This is a genomic window from Paenibacillus sp. FSL R5-0341, from assembly GCF_037975235.1.
Lineage (GTDB): Bacteria > Bacillota > Bacilli > Paenibacillales > Paenibacillaceae > Paenibacillus > Paenibacillus amylolyticus_A.
The window spans coordinates 3,376,042-3,389,449 of the sequence record NZ_CP150241.1 but is presented as its reverse complement, the minus strand read 5'-3'; the positions used below and the strand labels follow the sequence as shown (position 1 = coordinate 3,389,449).

13 protein-coding genes are annotated in these 13,408 nt (G+C 43.2%); 2 read left to right on the top strand and 11 right to left on the bottom strand.

Translation table 11 applies throughout. The annotated features are described in order from the left end of the window. Nucleotides 1-40: 40 nt before the first annotated feature. The 5 genes from MKX75_RS15155 to MKX75_RS15135 all read right to left on the bottom strand — a co-directional run bounded on the left by MKX75_RS15155 (nt 41) and on the right by MKX75_RS15135 (nt 3,980). Entirely contained in the window at nt 41-1,405 is a 1,365-nt protein-coding gene (locus MKX75_RS15155) for an MFS transporter (RefSeq protein WP_339170482.1), read from the bottom strand. 196 nt (nt 1,406-1,601) lie between these two features. After that, nucleotides 1,602-1,889 (bottom strand): Fe-S cluster assembly protein HesB, encoded by a 288-nt coding sequence (locus MKX75_RS15150; protein ID WP_100527895.1) that lies wholly within the window; start codon nt 1,887-1,889, stop codon nt 1,602-1,604. A 23-nt stretch (nt 1,890-1,912) separates the two neighbouring features. After that, nucleotides 1,913-2,272 carry an iron-sulfur cluster assembly accessory protein gene (locus MKX75_RS15145; protein ID WP_100527894.1) on the bottom strand — a complete coding sequence of 120 codons (360 nt, stop codon included), beginning with the start codon at nt 2,270-2,272 and terminating at the stop codon, nt 1,913-1,915. Continuing rightward, nucleotides 2,262-2,597 carry a winged helix-turn-helix transcriptional regulator gene (locus tag MKX75_RS15140; RefSeq protein WP_264926484.1) on the bottom strand — a complete coding sequence of 112 codons (336 nt, stop codon included), beginning with the start codon at nt 2,595-2,597 and terminating at the stop codon, nt 2,262-2,264. The genes MKX75_RS15145 and MKX75_RS15140 overlap by 11 nt, the downstream gene beginning before the upstream one ends. A gap of 24 nt (nt 2,598-2,621) precedes the next feature. Then, nucleotides 2,622-3,980 (bottom strand): MFS transporter, encoded by a 1,359-nt coding sequence (locus MKX75_RS15135; protein ID WP_100527892.1) that lies wholly within the window; start codon nt 3,978-3,980, stop codon nt 2,622-2,624. A gap of 166 nt (nt 3,981-4,146) precedes the next feature. Between MKX75_RS15135 and MKX75_RS15130 the strand changes: the two genes are divergently transcribed. Continuing rightward, nucleotides 4,147-4,806 (top strand): metalloregulator ArsR/SmtB family transcription factor, encoded by a 660-nt coding sequence (locus MKX75_RS15130; RefSeq protein ID WP_145148008.1) that lies wholly within the window; start codon nt 4,147-4,149, stop codon nt 4,804-4,806. A 64-nt stretch (nt 4,807-4,870) separates the two neighbouring features. On the opposite strand, the gene MKX75_RS15125 is transcribed toward MKX75_RS15130, so the two are convergent. Next, entirely contained in the window at nt 4,871-5,854 is a 984-nt protein-coding gene (locus MKX75_RS15125) for an alpha/beta hydrolase (RefSeq protein WP_339165874.1), read from the bottom strand. A 168-nt stretch (nt 5,855-6,022) separates the two neighbouring features. Here MKX75_RS15125 and MKX75_RS15120 point away from each other — a divergent pair, with 168 nt between their 5' ends. Next, complete coding sequence (locus MKX75_RS15120; protein ID WP_339165873.1) at nt 6,023-6,586, top strand: TetR-like C-terminal domain-containing protein; 564 nt, start codon at nt 6,023-6,025, stop codon at nt 6,584-6,586. Nucleotides 6,587-6,672: 86 nt separating this feature from the next. Here MKX75_RS15120 and MKX75_RS15115 read toward each other — a convergent pair whose 3' ends face one another. The 5 genes from MKX75_RS15115 to MKX75_RS15095 form a co-directional block, all read right to left on the bottom strand. Next, entirely contained in the window at nt 6,673-8,061 is a 1,389-nt protein-coding gene (locus MKX75_RS15115) for a glycoside hydrolase family 1 protein (RefSeq protein ID WP_339165872.1), read from the bottom strand. Then, nucleotides 8,061-9,986 carry a beta-glucoside-specific PTS transporter subunit IIABC gene (locus MKX75_RS15110; RefSeq protein ID WP_339165871.1) on the bottom strand — a complete coding sequence of 642 codons (1,926 nt, stop codon included), beginning with the start codon at nt 9,984-9,986 and terminating at the stop codon, nt 8,061-8,063. The genes MKX75_RS15115 and MKX75_RS15110 overlap by 1 nt, the downstream gene beginning before the upstream one ends. A gap of 114 nt (nt 9,987-10,100) precedes the next feature. Further along, complete coding sequence (locus tag MKX75_RS15105) at nt 10,101-10,937, bottom strand: PRD domain-containing protein (protein WP_339165870.1); 837 nt, start codon at nt 10,935-10,937, stop codon at nt 10,101-10,103. 193 nt (nt 10,938-11,130) lie between these two features. Further along, complete coding sequence (locus MKX75_RS15100; RefSeq protein ID WP_339165869.1) at nt 11,131-12,150, bottom strand: Gfo/Idh/MocA family oxidoreductase; 1,020 nt, start codon at nt 12,148-12,150, stop codon at nt 11,131-11,133. A gap of 232 nt (nt 12,151-12,382) precedes the next feature. Continuing rightward, on the bottom strand, nt 12,383-13,408 hold the full coding sequence (locus MKX75_RS15095; RefSeq protein WP_339165868.1) for a hypothetical protein: 1,026 nt from the start codon (nt 13,406-13,408) through the stop codon (nt 12,383-12,385).

The following is a 13,408-nucleotide window of genomic DNA, read 5'->3' as shown; positions in this document are numbered from 1 at the left end:
CCGTTCTTCGTGATGTATTTAACGACGCGGTCGTCATCCGTTACATGGAGATGTTATCCTTCACTTGGCTGATTGGATGATGTTCTTGATGAACGAGTTGGGTAATTCGTAGTGATGCTAATAAACTTAACAAGACCCATAGTAATTGCAGTGTTAACACGATCAAGACCCCTGTCGATATGCCCCACTGTAACGTTTCGGACAAGGCAATCAGAGCGCCACCAACGCCAATGCTTACTCCCATATAGAAGGAATCCACAAATTGCAGATTCGCGGACATTTCTCCCTCTTTCCTGGGCAAGGCATGTTGTAAAGCAATCGCTGCCGTTGTAGGGTTGGCCAATCCAACACCAAACCCTGTAATCATTTGTGAAAGAAGGATGAGCATAATCCCGTCGTCCGTCAAAATAAGAGCCAGGATCACAAGTGCAGTTCCAACGATCATAATCCCAATGCCCGTCATGACCCTACCCTTTCGGGCACGACCTTGATCTCGTGCATCAAGCTTGGCTTGTAACCACGCTGCGGCGGACCAGCTCAGAGAACCTGCTGCTACGATGAGGCCAGCAAGGTCAGCTGATAACCCCTTCACTTCGGTTAGCGCCAAGATCACAAAACTTTCCGTTGTAAAATAACAAGCAACATATAGCCCTCTCGATACCAAAGTAGCAGGCAATCCTTTTTTTACCGAAAAAGTGCCCACAGGCAGCAATTTACGCATTGGTGTGATCATGATGACTAATCCAGCCAAAGTGAGTACTATACCTTTCCAATCGGTTATCATACCAAGTCCTGTGAGTAACAGCCCCGTTCCAACGGCAAGCAGAATCGCGTACATAATCTTTGAGTCGGTTGCTCGCGCTGGACCTGACAGATCTTGCTGAAGCTGCAAATTACGGAAAGAACGGAATGTGAGACTCAACGCTATTCCAATCAAGGGTAAAACGATCCAGAAAACATATCGCCACGAGATGTAGGAAGCAATAAGGCCTGCTGCATAAGGTCCGATTAAGGTTGGTAGGACAAATGCCATAGAGAATGCGGCCAGGATTTGAGTACGAAGTGTATCTGGATAATGTAATGTCACACAGGTATAAACACATGTGATCAGGGCCCCCGCTCCAAAACCTTGAAGGGCTCTTCCCGCAATAAGCATGTGCATATCGAAAGAAATAGCGGAGACCACAGTTCCTAATACAAAAACACTAAAAGATATCAGCATAGATGTAAAAACGCCGCGCTTGTCAACCTGCTGACCCATAACCAAAGTTCCAATAAGCTGAGATAACAAAAATGCACTGAAGATCCAACCGTATAAATGGATGCCCTCTAAACTTTGTGCCATTTTCGCGGCAATCGTTGTGATAGCCAGTCCTTCGAAAGCTACGGTTGCCAGAACCAGCATAATACCAATTGTAGTTGCCCTGTATTGAGCATCAAAAATCCCAATTTGATTATTGTTTGTCTCCCACACCTCCTTAATTTGATGGATATTATGGTAAAATAAACCTTTTAACTTCCTGAATATACATGAAGCGTTATACTTTGTAAAGTTCAATGTTTAAAAAGTAAGATTATGGTCTAGAATAGGGTTCCCATGTTCAATAGGAGATTTTGCTTGAAAATATGCCATTTTCATTACAGTCAATTTGGAGAAGTTCATCCTCCAGAATCCAGGCATCTGTTTTTTCAACAAAGAAATGAAATCCTCCAATGGATTGAACCAATGCGGGATCGACCGGTGTAGCACTCGCATTTATGCCAATTGTAAAAGCATCGGAGCCTCCTCCAACATATTTTGCATAAATCCTTACATATTGGCCCTCTTCCAATTCCCATTCATTCTTAAATGAATTGATCGCTTGGTCAGATATTACAAATGAGATCATTGCTCTGCACTCCTTCCTTCAGTTCAGTCACATTTTTTCACTTCGCCACGATAATTGGCCATTCTGAAACTGGCCCCGCATCCACACGAAACTTTGGCATTTGGATTATTCATCGTGAATCCGCCTAACATTCCGCTCTCTTCATAGTCAATCTCAAGACCATCAATATATGGAATACTGTTTGCGTGAACCAATATCCTAAATTGCTTTTTATTTAACACAATGTCTTCTTCTGCCTGCTGCTCATCCACGATAAGGGTATAAGATAATCCACTGCATCCCCCTTCATCAACGCCTACTCTAAGGAAGGCATTTTGGATATCCGCACTTGATAAGATCTCAACGATTTTGTCCGATGCTGTATCACTGACCTCAATGATCATTTTTATTCCTCCCGGTGGTATCATTTTGAAATTTGGTATCCCAGTCCATTAGACAAGGTATGAATGCTGCAAGAGCAGCTCCTTTTGGCGTAAGTTCATAAATAATTTGTGTAGGGCGTGTCCGTATTGTTCTTTTGACCAAATGATCATGTTGAAGACCCTTTAAACGTCTGGAGAGGATCATTTCGGAAATGGAAGGAATGTTATCGCAAATTTCACCGAATTTCTTCGGACCTTGAGAAAGAGTGCATAAAATATGGATGGTCCATTTCGTTCCGATGATGCGATAAGCTGTAAATAGTTTATTCGGATCTTCAGTGAACAATGGTCTGTACACCCACTTTCATATTCATCTGCGTGGTGAGATCCGAGTGCTGGCAATGATACTCATGACGATCAACAAGAGATGGAACCCCATGGCTACAATTAAGCCGGATTGAAGTGACATACCGCCAGCCTGACACACTACAAGGATGGAACCACCAATACCGATCACTACCCCCGGTGTAAATGAATCTGCAAATTGCAGATTGGCCGAGGTCTGGCCTACGCCTTCCTCCCCCGTTTGGGAAAATGCGACAACACCGCTAATCGGATGCGCCAATCCAATACCGACTCCTGCAATGATCTGACCAATGACTGCAATGGTAACTGTCACAACAGGTACCCAAAATACGATGGCAATCCCTATGGCAAGCAGCCCTACCCCGAGAATAATTCTCATATGACGTCCACGGCCCTGATCTGCCGCATCCCACCGTCCTTGCAGATACGCAATGATACACCAACTTAATGCAGCACTCGCGACAATTAATCCGGCCTGTGAAGGTGTAATTCCTTTCACGTCGATTAGAGCTAATACCAGGAAATTCTGTGTGCTGGTATAGGCAGCGAAGAACAACCCACGTGTTGCCAGAATTGCTGGCATACCTCTTCGCAACGTAAGTGTTCCCTTCGGTAGCAATTTACGGAGCGGAAATAACATCAATACTAGGCCAATTACGACTAAAACAAATCCCATAATGCTCGGAAGCATACTTAAACCAACCAGGAAAATCCCTGTACCTAACGTTAAGAGTAGCGCCATCCAAGTGGATGAAGATCCGGTATCCCCTCCCGTCTTCTGCACTTTCAATTTCCTAAAGGCAGGTAAACTAAGCAATGCTGAAACCACCAGCACGGGTAAGATCCCCCAGAAAACAAAGCGCCAGGACCACTGATCTGCGATAAGACCGGCTACATATGGACCGAGCATGGACGGAAGAACATAGGCAGTACCAAATGCTCCAAGAATTTTGGCACGTAACTCATCCGGGTAACTTAACGATATAGCCGTATATACACAAGTCATCATAGCTCCGGCACCCAAACCCTGAAGGGCCCGTGATCCTATCATGGTATACATATCGCCTGCGGTTGCGGCAGCGATCAGCCCTACGATAAACAACAGAAGTGCAAAAGTGAACGGTGCTGCAGGTCCTCTTTTATCAATGATCCGACCGACGACCAGCGTGCCGATAATCTGCGCAAGCAGGTATGTACTGAATATCCACCCGAACAAGCTAAGGCCGTTCAAGTCTCCAGCAATCGAAGGAGCAATGGTGGTGACAGATAGACCTTCGAATCCAACGGCCATCACTGACAAAATGATTCCTATGGACAGTGCAAAATAACGCGGGCTGAAAATACTTTGATGATTAGACGACATGACATGTGACCTCCAAGAAAATTGGTATGTATACATCGTATCCGGATACTTAGTAAACATTTTTGTTTATAATGTCTAAGCTACAGTTCGGCTTTGACTTTGTCAACATTTTTGTTTAAAATGTAGGGAGTGATGTAGATTCAATTGCTTCAAAAGGAGGTACAGTATGAGCGGAAATCAAACCAAAAAGGATGTCTCGACCAGTACCCGGAGAGCAATTATTGATCTGTTAAAGGAGCGCGGGGGAATGGATGTTATGGCACTCTCCACTCAGTTTTCGTTATCTGGAATGGCTATTCGGCAACATCTGAATGCGCTAAAAGAAGAAGGATTGGTTACCACTGTGGAAGAGGCCCGTCCCATGGGTCGCCCCACCAAGCTATGGATATTAACTCCTGCGGCTAATCGTTTTTTCCCAAGCGGCTATTCGGATTTATCCGTCAGCCTCATCAATTCGATGAAAGAAGCTTTTGGTCATGAAGGGCTGGACAAGCTGCTGGATGTGCGAAATAAAAATATGCAAGAACAATATCTTCAGCACCTTGGCGATGCATCGGATGTTAGAGAGAGATTGGAGAAATTGGCCGAGATTCGTACTAATGAGGGTTATATGGCTGAGGTTAAGGAGCAGGATGATGGCAGTCTTCTACTCATTGAGAAGCATTGTCCCATCTGTGAAGCGGCAGCGGTATGTACCGGGTTATGCAAGAATGAATTACATTTATTCAAAACGGTTTTAGGCGATAATGTTCATATTGAACGAGGAGAATACATTTTAGCCGGAGGAAGAAACTGTGTATACATCGTTAGGCAAAATAAGCCATGACCAAAAGAGCAACCTCATTGGAGATTGCTCTTTTGGTTTGTTTCCATTCCAGACATACATCCCGCTATTCAAGTGTGGCATGTTGCTCGGTAAAATAATGCTCTACTGCATACTTGTAAGATTTCATTAAGAATAAAGTGGCTTCCTGGCTTACCTTGGCTTTGGGATTAATGATATCAAATCCATGGTAACAGCCTTTATATAGCGTGAATTCAACGGGAATGCCGGCTTCTTTTAATTGCTTAACGTATTCGATCGTTTCATCCCGGAAAGGTTCCACATCACCGACGAAAGTCACTGTGGGTGGAAGGTTACTATAATCGGTAGCTCTTGCAGCTGACGCATAAGGAGATACCTCTTTTCCGTAATTCTCTCCGAGGTACAGCTTCCAAGCCCATTCATTCATGTCAGAGTTCCATATGGGGGCATTATTATCTTGGGCTGATTCAGTGATCATTCTGTCATCGATCATGGGGTACAGCGGCATTTGAAATGCGATATTCACTTCCCCCTGATCTCTCGCATAGAGAGTAAGAGCTGCGGTTAACCCTCCTCCTGCACTTTCCCCACCTACCATAAGTTGATTGCTCCGAATTCCCAGCTCCTTGGCATGCTGCTTCATCCATAGAAGAGCGTCATAGCTATCCTCTAACGCTGCTGGATACGGTGCTTCAATAGATAAACGATAATCCGGCGCGATAATAACACAATTACTTGTGCCCATTAACTTTTGGTACATGTTTTCGAACAGTTCTGGTATTCCCTGTGCGTAGCCTCCTCCATGTAACCAAAGAATACCCGGAAGGTTTTCTTGGACATGATGAGGTCTATAGATAAGCATACGCTGTTTAGATCCGTCTTTACGTTCAATCCATTCTTCCCGACAGTGCATCCCTTCCAGATGCTTCCCTTTTCGTTTTTCAATTTGTTTTTTTCTTTTGAGCATATCTTTTAAGAATCGGTCTTCACTTGAGGGACTCATTAAGATGTTCAAAATCCTACCTTTCAGACGTAATTCTTTATCTATCATTGCATAGGTTACTTTCATTAATTGTTCCTCCAAAAGGTAATAATCTGTTACTCTGGTTATAGTATATGTACACACTGTTCGATAAACAACAGGCAGTTCGATAACAAATGATAGTTAACGAACGAAACAACGGATTATGTCTGTTAGCTCGATGATTTTGCATCATTAGGAGGGTAATTAAGGGGAATGCAAGAAGACCGCAGAATTCAATATAGCAAAATGGTATTAAGAGAAAGTCTCTTAGCACTTATGAAAGAGCGTCCAATTAACAAAATTACCGTGACTGACTTATGTAGACAAGCGAATCTTAATCGTAATACGTTCTATATGCACTATCATTCTCCAGTTCATTTGCTTTCAAGCATTGAAGAATCATTTTTTGCGGTTATTAAGGAGCTTATAGAACGTTCTATACTGGATGATGGACATGTTAAAAGTTCATTCGTTGAAATCTGCGAACATATTGCTGATAACAGTGACCTGTGTACCATCCTGTTCTCTGATCATGGGAATGGAGATTATTTGGAACGGGTGATCTATATTTTGCATGATCGAAGTATTGAAGTATGGAGGGAACAAATGCCTCACATGGATGTGAATACGCTTGAATCATACTATTCATTCATTTCGAGCGGCAGTGCAGCAGTCATTAAAAATTGGATTAAACATGGGATGAAGGAAACTCCGCAAGAAATAGCTCAATTTATTGAGAAAGTGAGCCGTTCGGTGGAACATTCATTTAAGCAATAGTGCATCCAAACAAAACAAATGACCGTTTTCCGGAAGTATTCCAGAGAACGGTCGTAACCACATGATCATTTCGTTCATTCATTTATTCATTCCAGGTCTTCTCCATTACTGGAAATAACCTCTCTAAACCAGTTGTAACTTGTCTTCTTGTAACGCTTCAAATCTCTCAGATCTGTTTCGGTGCGATTGACATAAATAAACCCGTAACGCTTCTTCATTTCACCTTGTGAGCTTAATATATCGATAGGTCCCCATGTGAGAAAGCCCATCAGATCTACGCCGTCCTGAGAAACTGCTAGTCTGAGTTGCTCAATATGTTCGCGAAAATAGGCTATGCGATAATCGTCTAGCACCGTATCATTCTCATCCAGCTCTTCTTTGACGCCAATTCCACACTCTATGGTGAATACCGGTAACTTATAGTTGTCATATATCTCTTTGACCGTAAGCCGCAGACCAACCGGATCAATAGCCCAGCCCCATTCGCTTGTTTTCAAATATGCATTGTTTAGTGATTTCCCTCCAAGAAAAAAGTCCCAAATGGATTCGATAGTCACTTCCATACCACTCTGAATCGTTAAGGATTGATAGTAACTGTGAGCCAGAAAGTCCATCTTGCCCTCTTTCAAATAAGAGAGATCGCCCTCCTGAAAGGGCGGTGTTACCTCATTCAAGCGCCATTCATGCAGTTGATCTGCCGGGTACTCGCCATTCGCAAATACATCTAACATCCGGTAATTATATCTGCGATTCGCCTTCTGAGCGGTTAGTACATCTTCCGGTTTACTGGTCGAAGGGTAAAAGGGTGCAAAATTAACCATGCCCCCTACCATCGCGTGCGGTGCATACTCCCGTGCGATGTTTCGTACTGCTGCCGAAGCCATGAACATATGATGTTGCACCGCTGCGGCCGTATGTTGCATGTGTGATTGCGGGATAAGCTCTTCCAGATTCTTCATCTGGATGGACACGGCTGCATTCTGTTCGTTAAAAGGAATATAATATTTCACGCGTGTACCGAAGCGCTCGATCACGATTTGAGCGTAGGCTTTGAAGGCCTCGAACATTTGCCGTGACTGCCAACCTCCATATTTATTCGCCAGAGTAAGCGGCATGTCAAAATGGTACAAGCATACTACAGGTTCAATGTTATATTTTAATAACTCATCTATGACACGATCATAAAATTGTAACCCTGCTTCGTTCACGATCCCCTCTCCATCCGGCAAAATGCGCGCCCAGCTGAGTGAAAATCGATAAGCTGTAAAGCCCATTTCTGCAAACAGAGCAATATCCTCTTTGTAACGGTGATAAAAATCAATGGCAACTTTCCAATCCGAAGCAGTCTCGGCATTGCTTTTCATCTGACTCGCATCATACACGGTAAGACCTTTGCCATCTTCATCCCAAGCTCCCTCCACTTGCATGCTGGAAACTGAACCGCCCCACATAAATCCGTTTTTAAATACGCTCATTAGTTCACGACCTTAAGCAAATGATCATGATACGTGACACTTGTTTTCTCCGTTTCAATGACATCCAGGTAATCACCCGAGTTGGTCACAATAACAGGTGTGATTAGACTGAATCCAGCTTCTTTAATCTCATTCATGTCGAATTCCAATAGAAGTTCTCCTTGTTTAACGGCTTCTCCCTGTTTCACTTTGGGTGTGAAATGTTTCCCCTTCAGCTTTACCGTATCCTTTCCGACATGAATAAGAATTTCAATGCCGTGTGCACTTGTTATGCCAATGGCATGACCGGATGGGAACACATTCGTAAGTACCCCGTCGATGGGTGAGTATACTTTGCCTTCAGTTGGCTCAATGGCTACCCCCTTACCAAGCGCACCGCTGGAGAATGCCTCATCCTTAACTTCGCTTAGAGCAATAATGTTACCTTTCATCGGACTTTGTACGATGTCATGCTTAACTGCTACCTCGTTGCCAGCACTACCTTTTCCATCGCCATCTTGATTGCTGTTCGTTTGCTCAGGATCTTTAAATCCACGGAAGAACGTGAGCAAGAATCCCAGACCGAAGCTCACAAGAGAGCCAAGAATCATGCCATAGAATCCGCTGTCGATTCCTTCTGGGCTAATAAAGCTTGGAAAAGCAACGATTCCCATACCACCAACCATATATGCTTTGGTTCCCATTAGGCCGGTAATACCACCGCCGACAGCCGCTGCAATACATCCCATAATAAACGGTCTTTTGAGCGGTAACGTAATCCCGTAAATTGCAGGCTCTGATACCCCAAAGATACCCGAGATAATGGCAGGAATGGACAAGGATTTCAATTTCTTGTTTTTGGTTTTAATTAAAATAGCCAGTACCACACCGACTTGTGAGAATACAGTAAGCACGGAAGCGGTAATGATCATTGGATCGTACTTCAGTATGGCAAGATTGTTGAAAGCAATCGGTACTAATCCCCACTGTACGCCAAAAATAGTAAACACCTGCCAGAATCCATTGAGCAAAGTTGTCGCGATGACCGGACTCAAGTTATAGAGGAACATCGTTCCTGCCCCGAGCAATTGACCTGCCCAAGTCGCAGCCGGCCCGATTGCGATCAGTGCCAGTGGTACAACCACCAGCAACGTGGAGAATGGAACAAAGAAGTTACTTATAACATTTGGAATAATTCGTTTGAAAACCCTTTCGACTTTCGAAGCAACATAAGTCGCAATAATAATTGGAATGACACTGGATGCATAATTCATTAGAATAACCGGAATCCCCAGGAAGGACAGATACACAGACGATTCAATCACGGAACCACCAAATACGGTGTACAGCGGTTGGCCTGTTGAGGTTAGGCTTGAGAAGCTTGGATAAACCAGACAAGTACCTATCGCCATTCCGATGAAAATGTTAGCATTAAACTTCTTCGCTGACGTATATCCGAGGAAGATCGGGAAGAAGTAAAACAGGCAATCACCTATCGCGCTCAGCACTTGATGGGTTCCTGATGTTGTACTGAGCCATCCGACAGCTACCAGGAGAGCAGTTAACCCTTTGATCATTCCGGTTGCTCCCAAGATGCCAAGCACCGGGGTGAACACGCCGGAAACCACATCGATAAATGTGTTGAAAATGTTCGTTTTTTCTTTGGTCGACTCTCCAGATGACTGTCCGGAGTCCAGTTGAAGTCCGCCTATAGCCACAACATCAGCATAAACCTGAGGAACATGGTTGCCGATTACGACTTGATATTGTCCTCCGCTTTGCATTACGGTGATGATGCCGTCCATATTTTTCAGGACATCGGTGTTAGCCTTGCCTTCATCTTTCAGTTTGAACCTCAGACGAGTTACACAATGCGCCAGACTTTCTACATTCTCTTTTCCACCAACATGATAAATAATGTCTTTTGCCAATTCCTCATACTTCATGAGTGATCATCCTTCCAACATTGGATATAAATAAAAAGGCAAGACCATAGGAACAAAGCGGAAAACGCCTTGTCCAATGAGTCTCGCCTGCATGACCAGTAACAATCCCAGATTTTATTCAATTGATTTTCGTGTGATTCTTTCGATGTGAATCGTGAGATATAATTGATCTTCATCTGATAATGTAGTATTGAGATACTTCTCGATTTTCAACATGCACTCATATGCTTTGGTATATTTGGATCTGATCTGTCTAAACAGGAAATCGTCTTCGATCAACGCTTCTCGCCGCTGATTCAAGCTTTGGAAAAAGAATTTTAGATGGCTAATGAACCGTTCGTAACTTACCTCTTTTTCATCCAGAACAACATTAAAGGTATATTGGATGATGGACAAAATATCATTAATCTTCTCTAATTGTCGCCCTAAATCTGCGATCTCGGGATACTCACTGTTTACTTTGGGATTAATGAGATGCTGTGCAATATTGGCTGCTTCGTCTTCAGGAAATCGCTTGCCTATGGATTCTTCAATGAATTCCAGTGCCTTCAGACCTACCTCGAATTCTTTGGGGTAGATCTTCTTAATCTCCCAAGTTAACGGATTTACAATTTTGATTCCCTCATCATACAGCTTGATCATGTTGTTGATGTGATCGGTAAGTGTCACATAAATATAATCACTGAGGGGCGTTTTGAGTCTATTTCTGGCGTATTCTATAATGTCGTAACATAATGAAACATAGTCAGTTGGGATATCTTCCAGCAACGTTTTGAATTTTTCTGACGTTTCATTGGGTTTCAGAATGAATAGTTTTTCGATCAGGTTTTCATCGAGCGCGTCTCCTACACTTTTCTTGAATCCAACGCCTTTACCCATAACTACAAACTCTTCCCGGAGCGCATCTTTAGCTACAATGGCGTTATTGTTAAAGATTTTTTGGATGATCATCCAATGCCTCCCTTCATCAAGTATAAGACTCTCAAAATGTTGTGTTTTAGGTGGGAGCAGTCATTTCTTGGCGATCATACATCTGTTAAACTTTATAGCAAGCGCTTTCTTTTCTTTGTTAAAAGTGTTCCCCCCACGGACATATTGAGATCCGTAGGGAGTATATAATCTATTTGGGTAGATCCAGCCTATCTTAGCGGCAGGCTTCAATCCCTTTTTCAAGGATTTCCATAACAGCTAACGTTTCTTCGTCTTTGACGACTTTCTCCTTGTCATGGACGATGGCTTGATAGAGAGCGTCATACACACGGGTATAATCTCCTTTTTCGGAAACGACTTTCTCCTCATGGTACACACCCTCATCATCCATGTACGTTAAGGTCCCATAATGTTGTGGCAGGTCGATTCCGAAGTCAGGATGACCCTTAGGCAAGTGGAATAACTTTAGATGCTCTTCCTGACGATCCTCCGTTTCTTTGACAAACACCCCTTTTTTACCATAAACGATCGCACATGGCCGAGGTTTTAAACGGAAGAAACTCGATTTAATAGATACTTTTAACGTTCCATAATACAGATCGAGATCAAAGTAATCATTCATTCTGCCTTCGCCCAGCAACTGACGGACATCATAATGAACGCGTTCCGGCTTACCATAATAGGATATGGCTTGATCAAGCGTGTGGCTGGCATGTCCATACAGATAACTGTTGTATTTGGAAAAATGGTTGGTGTTGTTTGGGATTTCAGGACGATAGTAATCATAATGCATTTCTACTTCCAGTAACTCTCCAAGTTTTCCGGATTCGATTACCTTTTGTGTGGTCAGGAAGTTCGAATCATAACGTCTGTTTTGAAAACATTCGACAATTAGATTTCTCTCCTTGGCGTACTGGAAAATGTCTTCAGCTTGCTTCTTGTCCAACATGAAGGGTTTCTCAACAAGCACATTTTTACCGTGATCCAGTGCTGTCTTGGCATAATCAAAGTGTGATTCTGGATGCGTACATACAACAACCAGCTGAATCTCATCGTCATTCATCAAGACATCAAGATCACTCGTGTATTGTACATCTGGTACTCGATCCCATTCCGTTTTATCCAGGTTACGGGCATATATTGTTTTTACCTTCACATGATCGTGGTTCAACGCGAAAGGAAGATGATATCGATTTGTGCTTTTGCCATTGCCAATGTATCCAACTGTAAGCATTTGAGTTCCCCCTTATATCTTTTTTTGTTATTATACGAGAAAAAATGGACGTGTGAAGACAGGATGGGCAAAAAGGTATAATTGATCAATATTCATTCAAATGAAGGGCTATTTTCAAACAAAATGTTCAATCGAATCCATGTACATGTGACACGAAAAAAGCCGCTAAAATAGCGACTTCCATCAGACCATTTTGTATACCCCGATAACTGAGTATGTAGTCATGTCATGTTTACATCAGGATTTTTGACAGATGCACCAGTCCTGTGGAAGGTATTCGTTCTTCGTCAGCGATATTCTCATAGAGAAGGTGTTCTTTTCCTGCATCTATCATTCGTTTACGCATGGCCGCAATACGTCCTTTGCTGTGATCGATATAACGGAAATCCACCTGGCGCAAACTTTGCATTTCGGTCAAACGCTCGAAAGCTTCCGCCTTGATCCCCTTATGTATCTCTTTTAAGACCAGTACCTCTAATTGATCCGCAGTCCACAGGTTATCGATCTCCTGTAATGATTTCATGAAATCCAATTCTAGCTGACGGAGATTGTTCATCCCTGAAAAGTCGCACAACCGCTCGATCTTAGGTAATGACAGATGCAGATAGACTAGATTATGCAGCGCCCCCAGCGCATCAATATGGGTTAGATTACGGACCGAGGATAATCTCAGCATACGGATATTTGATTCAGCCAGCACCTCAAGCGAACCATTCAATGTACATTGATCGATAGCCAAATACTCGATGAACGGCAGGTCCACAACAAAATCAAGCTGATCAATAGCACAGTTTAGGATAAGGGTACGCAGGCGAATACAGTCCTCGATTGGGGAGAGATCAGCGAATTTCCCACTAAGTGCGAGATAGTCTAAGGTTTTAAAGTTACGGATGAAATCCAGGTTTTGAATTTTGGGCGAGCGAATGGTGAGAAACGTCATCCTTTGCATCGCACCGAGTATATTCAGGTCTTGTGGTTGCTTGAGATCCAGCTGCAAAGCGGTGACATGCTTTAATGTGGCGAGTATCTCCAGAAATTCTTCGGTATAACGTCCCTTCGCATCAGTGTTTGATATAGATAGTATCAGATCCGGGCGTTTGGCAAACACAAGTTCATCCAGTTGACGTAGATCATGCATTTCGTCCAACCCAACAACAAAACTTATCGTAGCGCGGTTTCGCAATTGCGTGATAGCGTTCTTCATTTTTTCCTCATCCCACGGAACACCACTCATTGAAGCAGCCCAAGGTTCGCTCAT